This is a genomic window from Streptomyces sp. NPDC093984, assembly GCF_044764595.1.
In the GTDB taxonomy this organism is placed as follows: Bacteria; Actinomycetota; Actinomycetes; order Streptomycetales; family Streptomycetaceae; genus Streptomyces; species Streptomyces cynarae.
The window spans coordinates 36,633-57,699 of the sequence record NZ_JBIWIM010000002.1 but is presented as its reverse complement, the minus strand read 5'-3'; the positions used below and the strand labels follow the sequence as shown (position 1 = coordinate 57,699).

21 protein-coding genes are annotated in these 21,067 nt (G+C 70.4%); 9 read left to right on the top strand and 12 right to left on the bottom strand.

The window, feature by feature from the left end:
- Positions 1 to 10: 10 nt before the first annotated feature.
- The 3 genes from ACIRC0_RS08060 to hemL all read right to left on the bottom strand — a co-directional run bounded on the left by ACIRC0_RS08060 (position 11) and on the right by hemL (position 3,565).
- Positions 11 to 1,318, bottom strand: a complete 1,308-nt coding sequence (locus tag ACIRC0_RS08060) for a hypothetical protein (RefSeq protein WP_403612931.1) — start codon at positions 1,316 to 1,318, stop codon at positions 11 to 13.
- Positions 1,319 to 1,559: 241 nt separating this feature from the next.
- On the bottom strand, positions 1,560 to 2,249 hold the full coding sequence (locus ACIRC0_RS08055) for a histidine phosphatase family protein (RefSeq protein ID WP_200418706.1): 690 nt from the start codon (positions 2,247 to 2,249) through the stop codon (positions 1,560 to 1,562).
- On the bottom strand, positions 2,246 to 3,565 hold the full coding sequence (gene hemL / locus ACIRC0_RS08050) for a glutamate-1-semialdehyde 2,1-aminomutase (RefSeq protein ID WP_403612929.1): 1,320 nt from the start codon (positions 3,563 to 3,565) through the stop codon (positions 2,246 to 2,248). The genes ACIRC0_RS08055 and hemL overlap by 4 nt, the downstream gene beginning before the upstream one ends.
- A gap of 139 nt (positions 3,566 to 3,704) precedes the next feature.
- Here hemL and ACIRC0_RS08045 point away from each other — a divergent pair, with 139 nt between their 5' ends.
- Positions 3,705 to 4,385 carry a hypothetical protein gene (locus ACIRC0_RS08045; RefSeq protein WP_200418704.1) on the top strand — a complete coding sequence of 227 codons (681 nt, stop codon included), beginning with the start codon at positions 3,705 to 3,707 and terminating at the stop codon, positions 4,383 to 4,385.
- A gap of 188 nt (positions 4,386 to 4,573) precedes the next feature.
- Here ACIRC0_RS08045 and ACIRC0_RS08040 read toward each other — a convergent pair whose 3' ends face one another.
- A complete protein-coding gene (locus ACIRC0_RS08040) occupies positions 4,574 to 5,332 on the bottom strand; it encodes a helix-turn-helix domain-containing protein (protein ID WP_403614651.1) in 759 nt (252 codons plus the stop codon).
- A gap of 230 nt (positions 5,333 to 5,562) precedes the next feature.
- On the opposite strand from ACIRC0_RS08040, the gene ACIRC0_RS08035 reads away from it, so the two are divergent.
- A complete protein-coding gene (locus ACIRC0_RS08035; protein WP_403612927.1) occupies positions 5,563 to 6,231 on the top strand; it encodes a DUF4097 family beta strand repeat-containing protein in 669 nt (222 codons plus the stop codon).
- 282 nt (positions 6,232 to 6,513) lie between these two features.
- On the opposite strand, the gene ACIRC0_RS08030 is transcribed toward ACIRC0_RS08035, so the two are convergent.
- The gene (locus tag ACIRC0_RS08030) at positions 6,514 to 6,885 is read right to left on the bottom strand and encodes a DUF952 domain-containing protein (protein WP_403612925.1); all 372 of its coding nucleotides are present in this window, start codon (positions 6,883 to 6,885) and stop codon (positions 6,514 to 6,516) included.
- Between the two features lie 126 nt (positions 6,886 to 7,011).
- Positions 7,012 to 7,485: a hypothetical protein gene (locus tag ACIRC0_RS08025; protein WP_403612922.1), complete on the bottom strand. Its 474-nt coding sequence runs from the start codon at positions 7,483 to 7,485 to the stop codon at positions 7,012 to 7,014.
- A gap of 392 nt (positions 7,486 to 7,877) precedes the next feature.
- Between ACIRC0_RS08025 and ACIRC0_RS08020 the strand changes: the two genes are divergently transcribed.
- Entirely contained in the window at positions 7,878 to 9,833 is a 1,956-nt protein-coding gene (locus tag ACIRC0_RS08020) for an amino acid transporter (protein ID WP_403612919.1), read from the top strand.
- Between the two features lie 5 nt (positions 9,834 to 9,838).
- Here ACIRC0_RS08020 and ACIRC0_RS08015 read toward each other — a convergent pair whose 3' ends face one another.
- The 4 genes from ACIRC0_RS08015 to ACIRC0_RS08000 all read right to left on the bottom strand — a co-directional run bounded on the left by ACIRC0_RS08015 (position 9,839) and on the right by ACIRC0_RS08000 (position 14,516).
- Positions 9,839 to 11,356 carry an ATP-binding protein gene (locus ACIRC0_RS08015; protein WP_403614648.1) on the bottom strand — a complete coding sequence of 506 codons (1,518 nt, stop codon included), beginning with the start codon at positions 11,354 to 11,356 and terminating at the stop codon, positions 9,839 to 9,841.
- A gap of 48 nt (positions 11,357 to 11,404) precedes the next feature.
- Complete coding sequence (locus tag ACIRC0_RS08010) at positions 11,405 to 12,115, bottom strand: response regulator transcription factor (RefSeq protein WP_181138890.1); 711 nt, start codon at positions 12,113 to 12,115, stop codon at positions 11,405 to 11,407.
- A 494-nt stretch (positions 12,116 to 12,609) separates the two neighbouring features.
- The gene (locus ACIRC0_RS08005) at positions 12,610 to 13,398 is read right to left on the bottom strand and encodes an FMN reductase (RefSeq protein ID WP_403612916.1); all 789 of its coding nucleotides are present in this window, start codon (positions 13,396 to 13,398) and stop codon (positions 12,610 to 12,612) included.
- Entirely contained in the window at positions 13,395 to 14,516 is a 1,122-nt protein-coding gene (locus ACIRC0_RS08000; protein WP_403612913.1) for an LLM class flavin-dependent oxidoreductase, read from the bottom strand. Before ACIRC0_RS08000 ends, ACIRC0_RS08005 begins: the two co-directional genes overlap by 4 nt.
- Before the next feature lie 106 nt (positions 14,517 to 14,622).
- Here ACIRC0_RS08000 and ACIRC0_RS07995 point away from each other — a divergent pair, with 106 nt between their 5' ends.
- Positions 14,623 to 15,417 (top strand): DUF6597 domain-containing transcriptional factor, encoded by a 795-nt coding sequence (locus ACIRC0_RS07995; RefSeq protein WP_403612910.1) that lies wholly within the window; start codon positions 14,623 to 14,625, stop codon positions 15,415 to 15,417.
- Positions 15,418 to 15,479: 62 nt separating this feature from the next.
- Here the strand turns inward: ACIRC0_RS07995 and ACIRC0_RS07990 are convergent, their stop codons facing one another.
- Positions 15,480 to 15,938 carry a hypothetical protein gene (locus ACIRC0_RS07990; protein WP_403612907.1) on the bottom strand — a complete coding sequence of 153 codons (459 nt, stop codon included), beginning with the start codon at positions 15,936 to 15,938 and terminating at the stop codon, positions 15,480 to 15,482.
- A 141-nt stretch (positions 15,939 to 16,079) separates the two neighbouring features.
- On the opposite strand from ACIRC0_RS07990, the gene ACIRC0_RS07985 reads away from it, so the two are divergent.
- The 3 genes from ACIRC0_RS07985 (at position 16,080) to ACIRC0_RS07975 (ending at position 17,472) form a co-directional block, all read left to right on the top strand.
- Positions 16,080 to 16,415 carry a YnfA family protein gene (locus ACIRC0_RS07985; RefSeq protein WP_103838124.1) on the top strand — a complete coding sequence of 112 codons (336 nt, stop codon included), beginning with the start codon at positions 16,080 to 16,082 and terminating at the stop codon, positions 16,413 to 16,415.
- A gap of 110 nt (positions 16,416 to 16,525) precedes the next feature.
- Entirely contained in the window at positions 16,526 to 17,302 is a 777-nt protein-coding gene (locus ACIRC0_RS07980; RefSeq protein WP_403612903.1) for an SDR family NAD(P)-dependent oxidoreductase, read from the top strand.
- Positions 17,302 to 17,472, top strand: coding sequence for a hypothetical protein (locus ACIRC0_RS07975; protein WP_403612900.1), 171 nt, complete (start codon positions 17,302 to 17,304; stop codon positions 17,470 to 17,472). Before ACIRC0_RS07980 ends, ACIRC0_RS07975 begins: the two co-directional genes overlap by 1 nt.
- Positions 17,473 to 17,540: 68 nt before the next feature.
- Here the strand turns inward: ACIRC0_RS07975 and ACIRC0_RS07970 are convergent, their stop codons facing one another.
- Positions 17,541 to 18,734: an RtcB family protein gene (locus ACIRC0_RS07970; RefSeq protein WP_403612897.1), complete on the bottom strand. Its 1,194-nt coding sequence runs from the start codon at positions 18,732 to 18,734 to the stop codon at positions 17,541 to 17,543.
- A 193-nt stretch (positions 18,735 to 18,927) separates the two neighbouring features.
- Here ACIRC0_RS07970 and ACIRC0_RS07965 point away from each other — a divergent pair, with 193 nt between their 5' ends.
- Positions 18,928 to 19,800 carry a DUF3558 domain-containing protein gene (locus ACIRC0_RS07965; RefSeq protein ID WP_403612894.1) on the top strand — a complete coding sequence of 291 codons (873 nt, stop codon included), beginning with the start codon at positions 18,928 to 18,930 and terminating at the stop codon, positions 19,798 to 19,800.
- A 118-nt stretch (positions 19,801 to 19,918) separates the two neighbouring features.
- On the top strand, positions 19,919 to 20,896 hold the full coding sequence (locus tag ACIRC0_RS07960) for a DUF3558 domain-containing protein (protein WP_403612892.1): 978 nt from the start codon (positions 19,919 to 19,921) through the stop codon (positions 20,894 to 20,896).
- Positions 20,897 to 21,067: the final 171 nt, after the last annotated feature.

Here is a 21,067-nt window from a genome sequence, read left to right as displayed (position 1 = left end):
AACCCGCATTTCAGGCGGGGTTCGAGGGACTCCCCGAGGGGCTCTTGCCACTGCCGGGGGTGCTGGAGAGGAACGCCTTCCAGCCGCCGGCCGGCCGCTGCCCGACTCCGAGCGTGCGCAGCTTGGCGAGCACCTCGGGCTTCTGGACGTCGAGCCAGTCGACGAACTGCCGGAAGGAGACCATGCGCACATCGGCGCCCTTCTCCTTCTCCCGCGCGATGTGCTTGAAGGCCTCCTCGACGGAGTCCATGTAGATGCCGCCGTTCCAGTGCTCGAAGTGGTTGCCTATGAAGAACGGCGCCCGGTTTGTCTCATATGCCCGCTGGAATCCGGCTATGTACGCTCCGGCGGACTGCTGGCGCCAGGCGGGGTAGTGGTAGGCGGGCGCCTTGGTGGAGTTCTGCGACTGGTTGGCCATCATGTTGTAGTCCATCGACAGCACCTCGAAGCTGCGCCCCGGGAAGGGCACCTGCTGCAGCGGCAGATCCCACAGCCCGTGCCGCTTCGTCGGCCACACCTGGATGCCGCCGGGCGAGGAGGCGTCGTAGCGCCAGCCGAGCTCGCGGGCGGTGGGCAGCAGCCTGTCCTGGCCCAGCAGACAGGGCGTACGGCCGCCGACCAGCTCCTTGTCGTAGTCGAAGGGCAGGGGCGGCAGGTCGTGCCAGCCGGTGTTGGTCTTCCACTCCTTGACGAAGGCCTTGGCCTGGTCGATCTCGCTGCGCCACTGCTTGGGCGTCCACCACTTGACCGAGCCGTGAGCTTCGCCACAGAAGTGGCCGTTGAAGTGGGTGCCTATCTCGTGGCCTTCGAGCCAGGCCCGGCGGACGTTGGTCAGCGTGGCCTTGATGTGCTCGTCGCTGAGGTAACCGATGTCGGAGGCGCCCGGCGCGTTGTTCGGCGGCAGGTACTTGCGCTTCTTCGACTCCGGCAGCAGGTAGATCCCGGAGAGGAAGAACGTCATGTGCGCGCCGTGCTCCTTGGCGAGGTCCAGGAAGCGCGGGAAGAGGCCGTTGCCGACCTCGCCGGCGCCGTCCCAGGAGAAGACCACGAACTGCGGAGGAGTCTGGCCCGGCTCCAGCGGCACCGGCTTGTCCGGCTGGAACGGCTGCTTGCCGGTGTCGGCGGTGGAGCCGTCACCCAGCGGACGCGCGGTGGCCGTGGGGCTGTTACTGGGATCGCCGGAACCGTCGGATCCCCCCTTGCCGGAACCGTGGGCAGGACTCGGGCCGTCGTGCTGGGTACCGCACGCGGCGAGTCCCATGGCCGCCGCCGCACCCGCGCCGAGTCCTATCAGTCCCCGTCGGCTGATGTCCCGCATTCCGTCCCCATCTCATAGCGCCCTCTCAGTGGTCGCACAGTGAGAGGGCGCGATGGAGAGGCAGGTTCCGCTGAAACCGCATACCTGTCGCGGATTTTACGAAGATACTGCCTGATGCCAGGACTGACTACGTCTTGTGACGAAGCGTACGCCGAGCCGTCAACCGTAGGGCGTGGAACGTTTCCCCTCTTCCACCGTCAGATCCTGTGTCCCGCCGTCAGACCCTGTGTCACACAGGCTTTCAGGCCCCGAACGCCTTGCTGTTCCCGGGAGCGGACTTCCCCTTCGCCGGCTTGGCGCCCGCGCGCAGATGCGGCGGCACCAGGTCGCGGGCCGGCTCGGTGTAGCCCACCGACACGATCTTGTCGCCCTGGTACGTGAACGTGGTGAGGGAGGCGAGCGTGCACTGCCGCTTGCGCGGGTCGTGCCACAGCCGCCGCCGCTCCACGAAGCTGCGCACGATCCAGATCGGGAGCTGGTGGCTCACGCACACGGCCTCGTGCCCGCGCGCGGCGTCCTTGGCGGCGTTCAGCGCCGCCATCATCCGGACGACCTGCTCCACGTACGGCTCGCCCCAGGACGGCTTGAACGGGTTGACCAGGTGCTTCCAGTTCTCCGGCCGCCTGAGCGCACCGTCCCCGACACCGAAGGTCTTGCCCTGGAACACGTTGTCGGCCTCGATGAGCCGCTCGTCGGTGGCGAGATCGAGACCGTGTGCCTTGGCGATCGGGGTGGCCGTCTCCTGCGCCCGCTCCAGCGGGGAGGAGACGACGTGGGTGATGTCCCGTGAGGCCAGGTGCTCGGCGACCCGCTCGGCCATCTGCCGGCCGAGCTCGGAGAGGTGGTAGCCGGGCAGTCTCCCGTAGAGGATTCCGTCCGGGTTGGCGACCTCGCCGTGCCGCATCAGGTGGACGACTGTGATGTCGCTCATGCCGCGGTTGCCTCCGCTGCTGCCAAGGCCGCCGCCGGAAGGGCGTCGGCGATCCGCTGGATGGCCCGCTCGTCGTGCGCGGTGGAGACGAACCAGGACTCGAACGAGGAGGGCGGCAGGTAGACGCCCTGGGAGAGGAGGGAGTGGAAGAAGGCGGTGAACCGGAAGGACTCCTGCGCCTTGGCGTCCTCGTAGTTGCGCACCGGCCGGTCGGTGAAGAACACGGAGAACATGTTGGAGGCGTTCTGCAGCTGGTGCGCCACGCCCTCCTTGCTCAGCGCCTCCGTGACGAGCGTGCGGATCTCGGCCGAGACGGCGTCGACCTTGTCGTACGCGGCGTCGTCGAGCAGCCTCAACTGCGCGAGGCCGGCGGCGGTGGCCACCGGGTTCCCGGAGAGGGTGCCGGCCTGGTAGACGGGCCCGGCCGGCGCGAGGTGCGCCATGACGTCCTCGCGGCCACCGAACGCGGCGGCGGGGAAACCGCCGCCCATGACCTTGCCGAAGGTCATCAGGTCGGGCTCGACCCCGTCGATGCCGTACCAGCCGGCCCTGCTGGTGCGGAACCCGGTCATGACCTCGTCGGAGATGTACAGGGCGCCGTTCTCCCGGCACAGGTCCTTGAGCCCCTGGTTGAACCCGGGCAGCGGCGGGACGACGCCCATGTTCCCCGGGGACGCCTCGGTGATCACGCAGGCGATCTCGCCGGGGTGCGCGGCGAAGGCGGCGCGGACGGCGTCGAGGTCGTTGTAGGGCAGCACGACGGTGTCGCCGGCCTGGGCGCCGGTGACACCGGGGGTGTCGGGCAGCGCGAAGGTGGCCACACCACTGCCCGCGGCGGCCAGCAGCGAATCGACGTGCCCGTGATAACAACCGGCGAACTTGATCACCTTGGACCGCTGGGTGAACCCGCGGGCGAGCCGGATGGCGGACATGGTGGCCTCGGTGCCGCTGGAGACGAGCCGGACCTGCTCGACGGGCGCGACCCGGGCGACGATCTCCTCGGCGAGAGCGACCTCGCCCTCACCCGGCGTCCCGAAGGAGGTACCGCGGGCGACGGCCTCCTGGACCGCCGCGATCACGTCCGGGTGGGAGTGCCCGAGGATCATCGGCCCCCAGGAACACACGAGATCGACATATTCGCGTCCATCGGCGTCAGTCAGATACGGACCATTACCGGACACCATGAACCGGGGCGTACCGCCCACGGCGCGGAAGGCGCGCACCGGAGAGTTCACGCCGCCGGGCGTGACGACCGCCGCGCGCTCGAAAAGAGTCTGCGAAACTGGGGCTTCGTACGGATAGCTCACACTAGCCATGGTGTCAGAGGCCTCGAAGATCCTGCGGACAGGTGGTTGAACGCACGTTTCGGCGGGCGGCCGCGGGGGAGGTCACTGACACGATGATCGGGTTGCGCGGCGGGGGCCACGCGTCCTAGAAAAGCAGTCGGGTGGAGATATGCATCGCGGTGGCGGACTGGGCGAGGGGACCGATGACCTCGGTCCTCGGCGTGCCCGGCGGGGAAGGCACCGGCGCGACGCGGAGGAAACGAGCGAGACACGTCAGACGCAGGGTTCACAGGGTGGTCCTGTCGGTCCCGGCGGTCCTGAGCGAATCGACCGGTTGACGCGTATGGATGGCATGGACCATGTGAACCGTAGGCGGGATCGGCTCGGGGCAGGAAGCGGGAATGGTGGTCGGGTGGGGGTGACCTACAAGTACTTCGGCGCGCCGGACGGCGCCACGGCAGCCCGTGTCCCGATCTCGATGCGTCCCGAAGAGCTCGGCGGCGACGAGCTCGGCATGGGCGGCATGTTCACCAAGATCAAGCCGGAGACGATGGCGGCGATGGTGCTCACGGGCATCGAGGGCGTCCCGCTGCACAAGGTCCCACCGCTGGAACTGGTGGTCCTGCACCCCGACTACGCGGTCGTCAAACTCCCCATGACGGTCGTGGACCCGCTGCGCGGCATCGGCGAGGAGCAGGTCGGCGCGGCGGCCTTCATCTGGTCGACGGTGCCGGACCGGGGCGGCCCGCGGGACGCGTTCAACGTGTACCAGTTGCTGCACGAGTGGCAGGACTTCTCGCACCGGCTGCATGAGGCGGGGCATCAGCCTTATTGCCTGGTGTGGCCCTGAGCCGGGGTTTCGTGGGTTTCGGGCGGGGCTTTCGGGCTCCGCCCTTACTAGTGCCCGAGGAGGGCCGTCAGGCAGCCAGGGCACATTGAGGACACATTGGTTTCGCTCGGGCACCGATGTGCCCTGGGCGGCGGCAGAATCGCCGTCGTCCCTCGCCTCGGCTCTTCAGAGAACGTGCGTTCGAAACGTCATGAAGTTCTCGTCGTACTCGTCGTACTCGTCGTACTCGTCGTCGATTCGGGTTTCGTGCGGAGGACTTCGCGCGCCTGGTCCGCGGCGCGGGTGATGCTCTCGGAGACGAAGTCGACGAAGCGGGCGACGTTCTCGAGGCGGGCGGCGGCCGGGGTTCCGGGGCCCAGGACGCCGACGCCCTGCCGTGCGGTTTCGGCGATCTGGGCGGTGCCGCGGGCGCTGGCCATCGTGGACTGGTACCAGACGTCGTCGTCGACGACGTAGCGATCACGGCGGCGCTCGTCGCGTTCCCGGCGGACGAGGTCCTGGCTCTCGAGGTGCGCGATCGCCTTGGAGACGGACGCCGGACTGACCTGGAGGCGCTGGACGAGTTCGGCCGCGGTGAGGCTGCCGGCGTCGCTGATGCAGAGGCACGCCATCACCCGCGCCGTCATCTTGGGCATGCCCGATTGCATGAGGCCGGTGGTGAACACCTCCTCGTACTCACGCACGGCCTCGGCGTGGAGTCCATGGGCCCGCTCGGGCCCGTGCGCCCTGCGGGGCGCGGCCTGCCTGCGCCGTTGGGCGCGGTGTTCAGTGGCGCGGTGGGCGAGGTCGGCGCGGTAGGCGGTGGGGCCGCCGTTGCGCATCACCTCACGCGTGATCGTCGAGGTGGGGCGGTCCAGGCGTCTGGCGATCTCCGCGTAGGCGAGCCCGTCGGCCAGGCCCATCGCGATCTGCTGGCGTTCCTGCTGGGTGAGCCTGCCTCCCGGCATCGCGGTCTCCTTCGGGGTCTTCGTGGCGCCTGGTGTCTCCAGTGTAGCGTTCAGCACCCATTCATTGCAATGAACGAGGAAGGGATGTTGCATTGCTTGCGAGTCCATTGCAATGAAATTTAGGCTCTGACATGCACTGATGGCGATTTCACGCAACGAGCCTGTTGCCACTTCCATGAAGGCAACGTAGCGTTTCCATTATCAGAAACAGCGATTCAAAGGAGCGCACGATGCAGAAGTTCGACACCCCCACCCCGGTGACCGCCGTCCTCGACATCCCCGCGGGACGCATCCGGTTCATCGCCGCCGACCGGGCCGACACCACGGTCGAGGTCCTGCCTGCGGACGCCTCCAAGAGCCGCGACGTCAAGGCGGCGGAGCAGACCGAGGTCGCATACGAAGACGGCGTCCTGCGGATCGAGGCCTCCGCGGCGAGGCAGATCCTCGGCGCTTCCGGAGCCCTCGAGGTGACCGTCCAGCTGCCCGCCGGCTCCCGCGTCGAGGCCAAGTCGGCCAGCGCCGAATTCCGGGGCGTCGGACGGCTCGGCGACGTGGCCTTCGAGGGCCAGCAGGCCACGGTCGAGATCGACGAGGCCGCGGGCGCCCGGCTCACCCTCCTCGCCGGCGAGGTCTCCGTCGGCCGCCTGGGCGGCCCCGCGGAGATCAGCACCCAAAAGGGCGACATCCGGATCGCCGAGGCCGTGCGCGGCACGGTCACGCTGCGCACCGAGCACGGCGAGATCTCGGTCGGCGCCGCCCACGGGGTCTCCGCCTCCCTCGACGCCGGCACCGCCTGCGGCCGGATCAGCAACGCGCTCAAGAACACCGAGGGCGGCGCCGCCGGCCTGAACATCCATGCGACCACCGCCTACGGCGACATCACGGCCCGCAGCCTCTGAGAAGCACCCTCATGACCTTCGGGAGGGCCCGGACGAGAGCTGCGCAGCCCGGCCAGGCCGGTACGAGGGCTTCCGCCCGGCACTCCCCCAAGCTCTTCGAGCAGGGGGTACCCCCAGAGCACGCACCTGACGCCGCGAGGCCCGCCCTTCGGACGAACGACGGGACTTTCGCAACACGCCCCAGGCCTCGGCCTCGGCCCCGGCCCCGGTCCCGGTCCCGGTCCCGGTCCCGAGCTTGCGCGGCGGCAGGCGCTGATCGACGCGCGGATCAGTCCGCTTCCTTCAGCGCGGATCGGTCCGCTGCTTCAGCCCGGCCGCCCGGCCCTCCTCGTCCCACTCGACCTCCAGGATCCGCGTGACGGCGTCTCGGTCGACCGGGCCGAACACATGCGGGAACAGGGTGCCCTCGGCCACGCCCGGCGGCGGCGCGGGGACCGCCCGCTCCCACTCGCACCGCGCGGTGAGCCGGCTCTCGTCGAGGAGCAGCGCCAGCAACGGCCTCGGCGCGTCGCGGTAGAACGCGTTCACGACGGCCAGCGTCGTCTCCTCGTTGGGAGAGCAGTGGACGAAGCCGTCCTCCGCGAGGGAGGCGGGGGCGTACGGGCGGTCGGGAGCCGCGTTCCAGTCGGCGAGGGGTACGACGTGATAGATCATGGCCCGATTCAACTACGGGTGCGCCCGCCGCCCCGCGCCCAAGGGGAGGGACATGGTCCCCGTGCCCAGGGGCAGGCATGCGAAAGCGGGGGCGCCCCGGTCCGGGACGCCCCCGCTTTCACGACGTCACTTCACGGTGATGGTCACCGTCGGCGACACCGTCTTCGCGTGGACCACGCGGAGCTTCTCCTTGCCCATCCCGGTCAGCTTGGTGACCACGGCATAGGTGTAGCTGCTGCCCCGCTTGACCGTGACGGTCTTCACGGTGGCCCACTTCCTGCCGTCGTAGCGCTGGAGGTCGAGCCTCTCGCCCGCCTTCAGGCCCTTGGTCTGACCCGTGAACGTCACCGACTGACCGGACTTCACGTTGGTCCTGTTGGCGCGGATGGTGATCGAGGCCGCGTTCACGGCCGGCTTGAGGTTGGGCTGGTCCGGCTTCACCGCCAGGGTTCCCGGCGACTTCGTCGACGTGCCTTGCGCCGGGTCGGGCGCGACCGGGTCGGCGGCGACCGCGGCGGCCGCCGCGGACGTCAGCAGCGCAGCAGAGAGGGCACCGGCGGCAAGCGCACGGGCGGAGCGGGTGCGAAGTGAGGATTTCACGTTTGTCTCCTGTGCTTCGACAGATCCCCCACGGACGGACTCCCCCAGCGCGCGCACTCTTGAGGCTTCCATGTAACCGATCCGGCGGCGACCCGGATGTCACCGCATTGCAGTAATGCCTACGCCCCCAAACCGGTTACCACTTGTAATCAGAGCAGGTGGATCGCGTCACCTCGGCGAGCTATTTCTTACCTTGTTCCGCTTCGCGTCCCTGTCGCCGACCCGCACCGCCCCCTCCCGCCACCGTGCGCAGGCACTCTCCCGCCGCCTGCGCAGGCCCTCGCCCCTCCCTCTGCCTACGCTGGTAGCGCGGCATCCTCTATGGCCACGTACGGATGGATGTGCCGTAGGTGCCGGGGCCGTTCGTAGAGCCGTATGGCAGGAGCACGCCGATGGCCGCCACGGAGCACGCTCGTCCGAGCCGGTTGCGGGCGTGGATGCTGCAGGGCCTGTCCGACATGGGCAAGGCGGACGTCACGCAGGGTCCGCACGCCCCGCCCGCGCCCCCGCACAAGGGTCAGCGCTGGTGGCGGGTGATGTGCCTGACCGGCGTCGACTACTTCTCCACCCTCGGCTACCAGCCCGGCATCGCCGCCCTCGCCGCCGGCCTCCTCTCCCCCGTCGCCACCGTCGTCCTCGTCGCCGTCACCCTGGCCGGCGCCCTGCCCGTCTACCGCCGCGTCGCCGAGGAGAGCCCGCACGGCGAAGGCTCCATCGCCATGCTGGAGCGCCTGCTCTCCTTCTGGCAGGGCAAGCTCTTCGTCCTCACCCTGCTCGGATTCGCCGCCACCGACTTCCTGATCACCATCACCCTCTCCGCCGCCGACGCCTCCACGCACCTGGTCCAGAACCCCCACCTCACCAGCGCCCTGCACGGCCACCAGATGGTGATCACCCTGTTTCTGATCGCCCTGCTCGGTGCCGTCTTCCTCAAGGGCTTCCTGGAGGCCATCGGTGTCGCGGTCGCCCTGGTCGGCGTGTACCTGGCGCTGAACGCCGTCGTCGTGGTGGTGGGCCTGTGGCACGTGCTGACCGCCGAGCACGTGGTGACCGACTGGACCGGCGCACTGACCGTCCAGCACGGCAACGTGTTCGTCATGGTCGGGCTGGCCCTGATCGTCTTCCCCAAGCTGGCGCTCGGCCTGTCCGGCTTCGAGACCGGCGTCGCCGTCATGCCCCACGTCCAGGGCGATCCCGGCGACACCGAGGACAAGCCCGCGGGCCGCATCCGGGACACCAGGAAGCTGCTGACCACGGCCGCGGTCATCATGAGCGTCTTCCTGATCACCACGAGCTTCATCACGACGCTGCTGATCCCGGCATCCGCGTTCAAGCTGGGCGGCCCGGCCAACGGGCGCGCGCTGGCCTACCTCGCGCACGAGTACCTGGGGGGCGGCTTCGGCTCGGTCTACGACATCGCCACGATCGCGATCCTCTGGTTCGCGGGCGCCTCCGCCATGGCCGGGCTGCTCAACCTGATGCCCCGCTACCTGCCCCGCTACGGCATGGCCCCGCACTGGGCCCGCGCCGTGCGCCCCATGGTCATCGTCTTCACCCTGATCGCCTTCCTGGTCACCTGGATCTTCGACGCCAACGTCGACGCCCAGGGCGGCGCCTACGCCACCGGCGTCCTGGTCCTGATCAGCTCCGCCGCGATCGCGGTCACCATCGCCACCCACAAGGCCCGTCAGCGCCGTCTGGTGGTTCTCTTCACGGTGATCTCCGCGGTGTTCCTGTACACGACGGTCATGAACGTCATCGAGCGGCCGGACGGTGTGAAGATCGGCGCCTGCTTCATCGCCGGGATCATCCTCGTCTCGCTGCTGTCCCGGCTGGCCCGTGCCTTCGAGCTCCGGGTGACCAGCGTGACCCTCGACGACATGGCGGAACGTTTCGTCAGGGACATCGCCAGCCGCCGTATCCGCTTCATCGCCAACGAGCCCGACAACCGGGACTTCGACGAGTACCGGGGGAAGATCGAGCAGATCCGCAACGACAACGACCTCCCGCCGCAGGAGGACTTCGTCTTCGTGGAGGTGACCGTCGGCGACCCCTCGGAGTTCGAGTCGAGCATGACGGTCCGCGGAGAGGTCATGCACGGCCGCTACCGGGTGCTCACCCTGGAGTCGTCCTCGATCCCCAACGCCCTCGCGGCCCTGCTGCTGCACGTCCGGGAGAGCACCGGCTGCATCCCGCACATCTACTTCGAGTGGACCGAGGGCAACCCGTTCGCCAACTTCCTGCGCTTCTTCCTCTTCGGCCAGGGCGAGGTGGCCCCGGTCACCCGGGAGGTCCTGCGCGAAGCGGAACCCAACCGCGCGCGCCGGCCGCGGGTGCACGTCGGGTGACCCCGTCAGTGGCCCCCGGCCCCGGCTCGCCCGCCCACCGTGAACCCGATGACGGCCCCGCCCCCCTCACGCCGGTACGCGAACGAGGCGCCCCCGTGCGAGGTGGCGACCTCCCGCACGATCGACAACCCCAGTCCCGAGCCCGGCAGACTCCGCGCGTCCGCGGCCCGGTAGAACCGGTCGAAGATCCGCATGAGATCCGCCTCCTCGATCCCGGGCCCCCGGTCCAGCACCTCCACCCGCACGATCCCCAGCGGTGCCCCGCTCTCCGGCTCGTCCGAGTCCTCCAGCTGGAGCGGATGCTCGGGACCGGTCACGACGATCTCGATCGGCGCCTTGGCGTCCCGGTCGAACTTCGCCGCGTTCTCCAGCAGGTTCGACACCGCCCGCTGCAGAGCCGTGGTACGGCCGTCGACCGTCGTGTCACCACTGGCCCGGACGACGATCTCGCGCCCCGTACGCCGCCGGGCGATCGTCGCCGCGTCCTCCGCGACGTCGGCCAGCGTCAGCCGTTGCACCGGCTCGGTGTCCGACTGCCCGGCCGCCAGTGCGACCAGCTCGTTCACCAGGTCGGTCAGCTCGCGGGACTCCTCCGCGAGGTCGGCGACCAGCTCCTCGCGGGCGGCGGGCGGCAGCTCGTCTATCCGGCGCAGCAGGGAGATGTTCGTCCGCAGCGAGGTGAGCGGCGTGCGCAGCTCATGACCCGCGTCCTGCACCAGGCGCCGCTGGTCCTCCTCCGACTGGGCGAGACGCCCGAGCATGCGGTCGAAGGAGCGGCCGAGACGGCCCACCTCGTCGTTCCCGGTGGCCGGCACCTGGATGCCGAGCCGCCGGGTGCGCGCCACGTCCTCGGCGGCCCCGGCCAGGACGACCAGCCGCCGGGTGATCCGCCGGGCCAGCCACCAGCCGAACAGGCCGGCCGCGATCACGACCGCTCCCATCAGCAGGGCCGTGCGCTGCTGGAGGCTGCGCAGCAGGTCCTCGGTGGAGCTGAGCTCCTGGGCGACCTGCACCCCGCCCCGGCCGTGGCCGAGCGCGACGGTCGCGACCCGGTAGACGTCGCCGCCGACGTCGACGTTCTTGTGCTCCAGCAGTTTGGCGGCCTTGGCACTGGCGGCGATCTTGCGGTCGTCGGCGCTCACGGGCAGCGGCGGGTTGGAGTGGTCGACGACCGCGCCGCCGGGGCCGAGCACCTGCACGACCGTGCGGGCGGGCCGGATGATGTCGTCGCGCGGGGTGTCGTGGTCCTTGTCGGAGATGGCGAAGTCGTCCGGCATCAGCTGCTTCTGGCTGACCTGGTCCCGCAGGTCGGCGACGACCTGGGTGAACACGGTCTGCTGGTCCACGCGCACCAGCCGGGCGGCGGCGTCGTAGCTCAGGAAGCCGACGAGCACGGTGACGCCGGCGGCGACGGCCGCGAACGACACCGTGAAGGTCGTCCGCAGCGAGGACACCTTGCGCAGCCGGGCCCGCAGCCGCAGCCGGCCGCGCAGCCCTGGCGGCAGCCGATGCCACAGGCGCATCCAGAAACCGGCGTCCACGTCGGCGCCGGAACGGCGTGGTGGAGGCACCTAGTCCTCCCTCAGTACGTACCCCACGCCGCGAACCGTGTGGATGAGCGCCGGTGCGCCCGGCTCGTCGAGCTTGCGCCGCAGATAGCCCACGTAGACGGCGAGGTTCTTGGATCCGGGGCCGAAGTCGTAACCCCAGATGCGGTCGTAGATCGTGGCGTGGTCCAGCACGATGCCCGCGTTGCGGGCGAGCAGTTCCAGCAGGTCGAACTCGGTACGGGTCAGCTCCAGCTCGCGCTCGCCGCGCCACGCCCGGCGCGCCTGCACGTCCATGCGCAGCCCGGCGACGGACACCTGGCCGGTGGGGGTCTTGTCCTCCTCCTTGGGGGCCTCGAAGGAGCCGCCGTTGCTGCGGCGCAACAGGGCCCGGAGCCGGGCGAAGACCTCCTCGACGTCGAACGGCTTGACGACGTAGTCGTCGGCGCCCGCGTCCAGGCCGGCGATGCGGTCGGCCGTCTCGACCAGTGCGGTGAGCATCAGGATGGGCGTGCGGTCGCCCTCGGCGCGCAGCACGCGGCACACCTGGAGGCCGTCGATGCCGGGCATCATCACATCGAGGACGAGCACGTCGGGGCGGCTGCGGTGGGCCTGGGCGAGGGCCTCCACCCCGTCAGCCACGGCGGTCACCTGGTAACCCTCCAGTGTCAGCGCGCGTTCCAGGGCATGACGGATGGCGCGGTCGTCCTCGGCGAGCAGCACTGTCTGGGTCACGCCCCCCAGTCTGCCAAGGTCACGGCGGTGCACCAGCGGGTGGTGGAGCGAGGAAGGGGCTTCTTACCGGCCTCTCACCGCCTCGGCTGCGGTGACTTACCTGGTAGGGCCACTGTGTCGGCTGAGTCACTTCGCCGCGTGACCCTCCGGGGAGGGGACTCGGAGAGCCATCGAGGCGGGCCGCGACGCAGCGGCTGCGGGCGCCGGCCGGCGGGCCCCGCCGCCGGACACCCCGTGCCGAGCCACCGGCCCCGCCGCACCCCCGAGCCCGCCCGGCCCGCCATCCCAGGGCGAGGCCGGGTGAGGGGTCCGCCCGGCCGGTCCCGGATCCTCCGGTCCGGAGACCGGCCGACGCGGACGGGTGGGCCGGCACAGCACGACGGCGGCGGCCCACCCACACCCACACCCACCGCATGATCCGGACGACGGGCCCCAGGCGTATCGGCCCGCAGGGTTGTGCACGCGGGTCACTACACCTGGTGCCGCAACAGGCACTAGCCGCGCAGGGCGGCCAGCTGCTCCTCGAACGGGACCACCCGGAAGCCGTGCGAGACGGTCGCGCCACGGCCGTCCCCGGCGGACGTACCGTCGCCGTCCGCCGCCCCGGCCGCGCTCCCTGCTCCCGCGGGCTCCGGCACGGCACCGGCAGGCTCCCCCGCGGACCCGGCAGGCTCCGCCACGGACCCGGCGGGCTCGGCCAGGACCCCGCGCGGCTCGGGTGCGGAAGGGGCAGTGACCGTCACCGCCCCGTCCGGCTCCTCCCGGAGGGACCCCGCCCGCATCAGCCCGGCCAGCTCCCCCGCCGCCCGTTCGATCCGTTCCGGCAGGCCCTCCGCGCCCCAGTCCTCCGACGCGGCGTAGACGCCCGTCGGGGCGACCACCGCGCGCAGGTAGGAGAAGAGCGGACGCAACGCGTGGTCCAGGACCAGGGAGTGACGGGCCGAGCCGCCGGTGGCGGCGATCAGGACGGGCTTGCCCGCCAGCGCGTCCTTGTCCACCACGTCGAAGAACGACTTGAACAGCCCGCTGTACGACGCCGAGAACACCGGCGTGACGACGATCAGCCCGTCCGCCTCCGTCACGGCCTCGAGCGCGGCGGCCAGAGCCCGGCCCGGAAAGCCGTTCGTGAAGTTGTGCGCGATCTCCACGGCGAGGTCCCGCAACTCCACGACCCGCACCGACACCGCCGCCCTGCGCTCCACCGCGGCGGCCAGCCGGTCCGCGAGCAGCCGGGTCGACGACGGCACGCTCAGCCCGGCCGAGACGACGACCAGCTTCTTCATACGGCGCTCACCCCTTCCGCGGCGGTCTCCTGCGCGCTCTCCCCGGCCTCCTTGGCGGCCAGCAGCGACGCGTGCGTCGGCGCGTCCGGCACCCCGGCCGGCCGGTCCTTCGCGAACTCCTTGCGCAGCACCGGCACGACCTCCTCGCCGAGCATGTCGAGCTGCTCCAGAACGGTCTTCAGGGGCAGTCCCGCGTGGTCCATCAGGAACAGCTGCCGCTGGTAGTCCCCGGCGTACTCGCGGAAGGCCAGCGTCTTCTCGATCACCTGCTGCGGCGACCCGACGGTCAGCGGGGTCTGCTCGGTGAAGTCCTCGAGGGACGGCCCGTGCCCGTACACCGGCGCGTTGTCGAAGTAGGGGCGGAACTCGCGCACCGCGTCCTGGGAGTTCTTCCGCATGAACACCTGCCCGCCCAGGCCGACGATCGCCTGCTCGGGGGTGCCGTGCCCGTAGTGGGCGAAGCGCTCCCGATAGAACTCGACCATGCGCCTGGTGTGGTCGGCGGGCCAGAAGATGTTGTTGTGGAAGAAGCCGTCGCCGTAGAAGGCGGCCTGCTCGGCGATCTCCGGGGAGCGGATGGAGCCGTGCCAGACGAACGGCGGCACGTCGTCCATCGGGCGCGGCGTGGACGTGAAGCCCTGCAGCGGCGTGCGGAACTTGCCCTCCCAGTTCACCACGTCCTCGCGCCACAGCCGGCGCAGCAGGGCGTAGTTCTCGATGGCGAGGTTGATGCCCTCCCGGATGTCCTGCCCGAACCACGGATACACCGGGCCGGTGTTGCCGCGCCCCATCATCAGGTCGACCCGGCCGTCCGCGAGGTGCTGGAGCATCGCGTAGTCCTCGGCGATCTTCACCGGGTCGTTGGTGGTGATGAGGGTGGTGGACGTGGAGAGGATCAGCTTCTCGGTGCGCGCGGCTATGTAGCCGAGCATCGTGGTCGGCGACGACGGCACGAACGGCGGGTTGTGGTGCTCACCGGTCGCGAAGACGTCCAGACCGACCTCCTCCGCCTTCAGCGCGATGGCGACCATGGCCTTGATCCGCTCGCGCTCGGTCGGCGTCCGCCCCGTGGTCGGGTCCGGCGTGACATCACCGACGCTGAAGATCCCGAACTGCATGATCGCTCACACCCTTCAAGTTGTTTACGATTCAACTATACCCGCAAACGGTTCCCCCCTTCCCGCTATTCCGCCTCTGTCAGTGCCCGCTCGTACGATCCCGGACATGGCCGCCCCACGCCGTGACACCCGAGGAATCGTCGACGCAGCGGAGCTCTTCGCGCGTGTGGACTTCCGCCGCCGCGAACCGGCCGCACCCCTGCGGCCGTACCTGGAGCACTACTGGCTGATCGACTGGGACCTGACCCGGCCGTACGCCTCACACGTGGTCCCGCACCCGTCCGTGAACATCGTCTTCCAGCAGTACGAGGACCGGGAGCCCTTCGCCGAGATCGCCGGCATCGGCCTGGAGCTCTTCACCCAGAAACTGGAGGGGAAGGGCCGGGTCTGCGGCATCCAGTTCCGCCCGGGCGGCTTCCGCCCCTTCTTCCCGGACCGGCCGGTGTCGGAGTGGACGGGCAAGCGGCTCCCGCTCCCGGAAGCCGACGCGCGCGCCGTCCTCGCCCCCGACGACGAGGACGCCCGTGTCGCCGCCCTGGACACCTTCCTCCTCGACCTCGCCCCCCGCCCCGACCCCCGTGCCGACCTCGCCATGGCCCTGGTCGACCGCATCCGCACGGACCGCACCATCCGCCGCGTCACCGACTTCGCCCGGTCCGAGGGCATGTCCGTACGGGTCATGCAGCGCCTGTTCGCCGCGTACGTGGGCGTGGGCCCCAAGTGGGTCGTCCTGCGCTACCGCATCCACGAGGCCCTGGAACACGCGGAGACCGAGAGGGCGGTGGACTGGGCGGGCCTGGCGGCCGACCTCGGCTACGCGGACCAGGCCCACCTGGTGCGGGACTTCACGGCGACGGTCGGGGTGCCCCCCACGGCCTACGTGCGGCACAGCCCCCCATGAGCCCCCCTAGTTCCACAACAGGCAACGTTCGCCCCGTCGCGCAAACGTTGCCTGCCGCGGCACTAGAAGGCGTACTCGTCCCCCGTCTCCAGCGCGAGCACCTGCTGCCGGTCCCCGACGGGGTCCCGGTCGGCGGCGTCGCCGTTGTGCAGGGTCTCGACCTCCAGCCGCACCTCGGCCGGCGCCCCCGCAAGACCCACCCGCAGCCGGATCTCCCGGCCCGCCCCGCCCGCCGCGAGCGGTCCCGTCCCGCACACCACCGTGTTCGGGTCGGCCGTCGCACAGCCCTTCGGCAGCTGCTGCGGACCACCCAGGGCGCGCGAGAAGCGCAGCCGCACGGTCGCCCTGGCGACGGCGGCCCACCCGTCGTTGCGCGGGGTCAGCCGTACGTCGACCCGGCCACCGGTCAGGGTCACATACCCGTGTGAGGCGATGGCGACCTTGGGCACCACCGCCGCGGCGGGCACGGCGGCACCCACCGCCAGGGCCGCGCCCAGCACACCTGCGATCCGCTTCCGCATACGTCACTTCCTCCGCGTCGGTCCCCGGACGATCACCGCATGTATGCCACGCGGGCGACGGGACAGGCGCCGCCGGGCAGGTGAGGTGAGGACACCGGAGGGGCCGACGGGCGCACGGAGACGGCATGCGAGGGTGGCCGCATGCTGATCCTCCGCTCCGCCGCCCTGTTCCTCCTCGCCGCGCTGTTCGAGATCGGCGGCGCCTGGCTGGTCTGGCAGGGCGTGCGCGAACACCGCGGATGGCTGTGGGTCGGCGCGGGCGTCATGGCTCTCGGTATCTACGGCTTCGTCGCCACATTCCAGCCGGATGCCCACTTCGGCCGCGTCCTGGCGGCGTACGGCGGTGTCTTCGTGGCCGGTTCACTGGCCTGGGGCATGGTGGCGGACGGCTACCGCCCCGACCGCTGGGATGTGACCGGGGCGCTGATCTGCATCGCCGGAATGGCCGTGATCATGTGGGCGCCCCGGGGCCACTGACCACGCTTCGGGCACCACGCCGGGCGCGTTCCCCCGCCACCTATCCTGGGCGAAGGCCGCTCACGCCCGCATGAACGAGCAACCGCCGAACGACCGTCGAGGAGTCGCCCATGACCGCCGCAGCACCCTCCGCCGCCTCCCGCATCGCCGTCGTCACGGGCGCGAGCAGCGGAATCGGCGCCGCGACGGCCCGGCAACTCGCCGAAGCGGGCTACCGCGTGGTCCTCACCGCCCGCCGCAAGGACCGTATCGAGGCGCTCGCGGAGGAACTCACGGGCGCCGGCCACTCGGCGACGGCCTACGCGCTCGACGTCACCGACCGCGCGGCGGTGGACGAGTTCGCCACCGCCTTCAAGACGATCGGCGTCCTCGTGAACAACGCGGGCGGCGCGCTCGGCGCCGACCCGGTCGCGACCGGCGACCCCGAGGACTGGCGCCGGATGTACGAGACGAACGTCCTCGGCACCCTCAACGTCACCCAGGCCCTGCTCCCCGCCCTGACCGCGAGCGGCGACGGCACGGTGGTCGTCGTCTCCTCCACCGCCGGCCACGCCACGTACGAGGGCGGCGCGGGGTACGTCGCCGCCAAGCACGCCGAGCACGTCCTCGCCGAGACCCTGCGCCTGGAGATCGTCGGCACCCCGGTCCGCGTGATCGAGATCGCCCCCGGCATGGTGAAGACGGACGAGTTCGCGCTGACCCGCTTCGGCGGCGACCAGGACAAGGCGGCGAAGGTCTACGAGGGCGTCGCCGAGCCCCTGACAGCGGACGACGTCGCCGACACGATCACCTGGGCGGTCACCCGCCCCAGCCACGTCAACATCGACCTCCTGGTGGTCCGCCCCCGCGCCCAGGCCTCGAACACCAAGGTCCACAGGGACCTTTGATGGCCGACCCGACCCCACCGGCCGACGACGCGGACCGCGCAGCCGAGCAGCAGCGCCTCTTGCTGGAGAAGAAGCGCGAACGCTACGTCTGGTACTACCTGGCGTACTTCCTCTTCGGCATCCACATCGTGGCGTTCGTGATGATCTACGCGGTACGACACGCCAAGTGAAATCCGTCAAGCCGGATTGAGGGACGGGCCATGGGCGCGGCGGACGACCGCCGCGCCCGTCCCGGCACTCAGCCCTTCACGCAGACGACCTGCTTCAGCTTGGCCACGACCTCCACCAGGTCGGCCTGCTGCTCGATGACCTTCTCGATGGGCTTGTACGCGCCCGGGATCTCGTCCACGACGCCGGAGTCCTTGCGGCACTCCACACCCCGTGTCTGGTCCTCCAGGTCCTTCGCCGTGAAGCGGCGCTTCGCGGCGTTCCGGCTCATGCGCCGACCGGCGCCGTGCGAGGCCGAGTTGAACGCCTTCTCGTTGCCGAGGCCCTTCACGATGTAGGAACCGGTGCCCATGGAGCCCGGGATGATGCCGTACTCGCCGGAACCCGCGCGGATGGCCCCCTTGCGGGTCACGAGCAGGTCCATGCCCTCGTACCGCTCCTCCGCCACATAGTTGTGGTGGCAGGAGATCTCCGGCTCGAAGGTCGGCTTCGCCTTCTTGAACTCCCTGCGGATCACGTCCTTCAGGAGGGCCATCATCAGCGTGCGGTTGTACCTCGCGTACTCCTGCGCCCAGTACAAGTCGTTGCGGTACGCCGCCATCTGTGGCGTGTCCGCGACGAACACGGCGAGGTCACGGTCGATCAGGCCCTGGTTGTGCGGGAGCTTCTGGGCGACGCCGATGTGGTGCTCGGCCAGTTCCTTGCCGATGTTGCGGGAACCCGAGTGGAGCATGAGCCACACCGAACCGGACGTATCCACGCAAACTTCGCAAAAGTGGTTGCCCGAACCGAGTGTGCCCATTTGCTTCGCAGCCCGCTCCTCGCGGAACCTCACCGCCTCGGCCACCCCGCCGAACCGCCCCCAGAACTCCTCCCACCCGGAGGTGGCGAACCCGTGCAGCCTCCCCGGGTCGACGGGGTCGGCATGCATCCCCCGCCCCACCGGAATCGCCTGCTCGATCTTCGAGCGCAGTCGTGACAGATCCCCCGGCAGGTCGTTCGCCGTCAGTGACGTCTTCACGGCCGACATCCCGCACCCGATGTCGACCCCGACCGCCGCCGGACACACCGCGTCCCGCATCGCGATCACCGAGCCGACCGTCGCGCCCTTGCCGTAGTGGACGTCCGGCATGACCGCCAGGCCCTTGATCCACGGCAGGGTCGCCACGTTCCGCAGCTGCTGCATCGCGGCGTCCTCGACCGTGGCCGGGTCCGTCCACATGCGGATCGGGACCTTCGCCCCCGGCACCTCTACGTACGACATATCGTCCTCGATCCCCCGGAATCACAACAGAAGCCTGGAAGCGCAAAACCGGCACCAAGGTCGACGTAAGGGACAACGGACCGGCGTCCACGGCAGTGCGTGCGATACACATTGTCTCCAGGGGCCCGCCCCGTGCGGCAACCGAATAACCAGCGGCCCCACCCCGCGGAACACCGTCGAGAGGAGCCTGACCGTGCAGCGGAAGGCGTACGTACCGGGCGCCGCCGTGCTCCTCGCGGCCCTGCTGGCCGCCTGCACCGGCGGTTCCGGCAGCGGTGGCCGGGCCGCGGACCCCAAGGCCGGTTCCACCACGAGCGCCGCCGCCCCGCAGCCGGGCAAGTACCGCACCCTCGCCGACGCCTGCAGTGCCGTGAGCCATGACACCCTCGACGCGCTCCTTCCGGGTCTGACGCGCATAGCGGACCAGGAGCAGCGCGACAAGGCGTACCAGGGCGACGCGGCCCTCACCTACAACAACGACCGCCGCTCCGGCTGCCGTTGGAAGGCGGAGTCGACCGACGCCACGGACCATCTGTTCGTGGACTTCGAGCGGGTGGTGTCGTACGACAACGCGGTCTCCGACGACAACGCCGCCCACCAGGTCTACGCCACCAAGGAGCAGGCCGCGAACCTTCCGGAGCCCAGCGCCGGTTCCAGTTCGAGTTCCGGTTCCCCTGCGAGCCCGAGTCCCGGTTCCGGTTCCGGCTCTGCGTCTCCGTCCTCCTCTGCCTCTGCCTCCGCCACCGTTTCCGCCGCCGGGGCCAGTGGCAGTCCCGGCCCCTCGGCATCGGCGTCCGGCTCTCCCTCCGGCAGTCCCTCCGTCACCGGAACCCCGGCCGATCTCCAGCCCCGCACCCTCGACGACCTCGGCGACGAGGCGTTCATCGACGACGAGCTGAGCACCACCCAGCAGCGGACCGTGACTGTGGTGTTCCGCACGTCCAACGTGATCGTGACCATCGAGTACGACGAGCAGCCGGCCACCCCCGGGACCACCCCGAGCAGCGAGGACATGCAGGACAAGGCCAGGAAACTGGCCGGACAGCTGGCCGGCTCGCTCGGCTGAGGGACCCCCTCGCCGGGGCCCCGCGAGGGAACCGAACCTCACCCCGCACGCGTCCCCAGCGCGTACCGTGGCCCCTCGGACCCGTTCCGACCGAACGACCACGAGCGTCACAAGCGTCATGAGTGAAGGAACCATGCACCGACCTGCAGAGCGAGACCAGCGAGGCCAGCGAGAGCAGCGAGAGCAGCACGATCACAGTGCTCAGGGCGAGCGGGGCGAGTGCCGGCCGGGCCGGCGGGGTTCACGCATGAACCGTTTCCTCGTCTGCGCGGCCGCCGTCCCCGCGGTGCTCGTCGCCGCCGGGTGTTCCTCGGGCTCCTCCGGTTCGGGCTCGGGCGGCGACGCCGAGCCGCAGGCGCAGGAGTCGAGCGCACGGCCCTCGCAGAGCGCGTCGGCGAACGCGGTACGGCCCGCCGCGTACGCGACGCTGCCCCAGCCCTGCTCCGTGCTGTCCCAGAAGACCTTGGGCGATCTGGTCCCGAAGGGTGTCAAGTCCGGCAAGGCGGGCTCGACGGACGACGCGAAGACGCGGTCGAGCTGCGCGTGGAGCAGTCTGCAGAACAACGGCGTCAAGGGCTCCCAGTTCCGCTGGCTCAACGTCGCCCTGCTGCGCTTCGAGTCGGACGCCACGCGCGGCGACGGGAACAAGCTGGCGCAGCAGTACTACGACCAGCAGGTGCAGGACGCCAAGGCGGTCGACGGCGCGAAGGACACCAAGGCGGTGCCGGTTTCCGGGGCGGGCGACGCGGCGACGGCGGTGACGTACGACCTGAAGAAGAAGGAAGGCGACTTCAAGCAGCAGACGGTGGTGGCGCGCGTGGAGAACGTCGTGGTCACCGTCGACTACAACGGCGCGGGCCTGGCCGGCGACAAGACACCGGACGCGGACGACCTGACCAAGGCGGCGGAGAAGGCCGTCAAGGAAGTGGTGTCCGCGGTGTCGGTGGCGAACAACGACGGTGGCAAGGCGGCGGGCGGCTCCCCGTCGCAGGGGGCGTCGAAGAGCGCCTCGCCGTCGAAGTCGGCGTCGTCCTCCGCGTCGGCGAGCCCCGCGAAGGGCGGGTCTGCGTCGGCGTCGGCCTCGCAGAAGAACTGAGCCCACCGCCGCGCGGAACTCGTAGCGCGCGCAGGGCGGTTGCGGGAGTGCGGTCCGGTGCGGATGGGGGGGTCTCCCCATACCGGCCACCCGTTCACCGCACGCGTGTGCCACCCTGTTGCGCGCAACAACAGGCACTGGGAGGGGAGTAAAGGTGGCCGCGCCACTGCA

Coding starts and splice junctions, on each gene's coding strand:
- ACIRC0_RS08020 (WP_403612919.1), top strand. CDS start 7,878: ATGGCCGCCACGGAGCACGCTCGTCCGAGCCGGTTGCGGGCGTGGATG.
- ACIRC0_RS07980 (WP_403612903.1), top strand. CDS start 16,526: ATGACCGCCGCAGCACCCTCCGCCGCCTCCCGCATCGCCGTCGTCACG.
- ACIRC0_RS08000 (WP_403612913.1), bottom strand. CDS start 14,516: ATGCAGTTCGGGATCTTCAGCGTCGGTGATGTCACGCCGGACCCGACC.
- hemL (WP_403612929.1), bottom strand. CDS start 3,565: ATGGCTAGTGTGAGCTATCCGTACGAAGCCCCAGTTTCGCAGACTCTT.
- ACIRC0_RS07990 (WP_403612907.1), bottom strand. CDS start 15,938: ATGCGGAAGCGGATCGCAGGTGTGCTGGGCGCGGCCCTGGCGGTGGGT.
- ACIRC0_RS07960 (WP_403612892.1), top strand. CDS start 19,919: ATGAGTGAAGGAACCATGCACCGACCTGCAGAGCGAGACCAGCGAGGC.
- ACIRC0_RS08055 (WP_200418706.1), bottom strand. CDS start 2,249: ATGAGCGACATCACAGTCGTCCACCTGATGCGGCACGGCGAGGTCGCC.
- ACIRC0_RS08030 (WP_403612925.1), bottom strand. CDS start 6,885: ATGATCTATCACGTCGTACCCCTCGCCGACTGGAACGCGGCTCCCGAC.
- ACIRC0_RS07995 (WP_403612910.1), top strand. CDS start 14,623: ATGGCCGCCCCACGCCGTGACACCCGAGGAATCGTCGACGCAGCGGAG.
- ACIRC0_RS08040 (WP_403614651.1), bottom strand. CDS start 5,332: ATGCCGGGAGGCAGGCTCACCCAGCAGGAACGCCAGCAGATCGCGATG.
- ACIRC0_RS08045 (WP_200418704.1), top strand. CDS start 3,705: ATGCATCGCGGTGGCGGACTGGGCGAGGGGACCGATGACCTCGGTCCT.
- ACIRC0_RS08005 (WP_403612916.1), bottom strand. CDS start 13,398: ATGAAGAAGCTGGTCGTCGTCTCGGCCGGGCTGAGCGTGCCGTCGTCG.
- ACIRC0_RS08035 (WP_403612927.1), top strand. CDS start 5,563: ATGCAGAAGTTCGACACCCCCACCCCGGTGACCGCCGTCCTCGACATC.
- ACIRC0_RS08015 (WP_403614648.1), bottom strand. CDS start 11,356: ATGCGCCTGTGGCATCGGCTGCCGCCAGGGCTGCGCGGCCGGCTGCGG.
- ACIRC0_RS07975 (WP_403612900.1), top strand. CDS start 17,302: ATGGCCGACCCGACCCCACCGGCCGACGACGCGGACCGCGCAGCCGAG.
- ACIRC0_RS07985 (WP_103838124.1), top strand. CDS start 16,080: ATGCTGATCCTCCGCTCCGCCGCCCTGTTCCTCCTCGCCGCGCTGTTC.
- ACIRC0_RS08060 (WP_403612931.1), bottom strand. CDS start 1,318: ATGCGGGACATCAGCCGACGGGGACTGATAGGACTCGGCGCGGGTGCG.
- ACIRC0_RS07970 (WP_403612897.1), bottom strand. CDS start 18,734: ATGTCGTACGTAGAGGTGCCGGGGGCGAAGGTCCCGATCCGCATGTGG.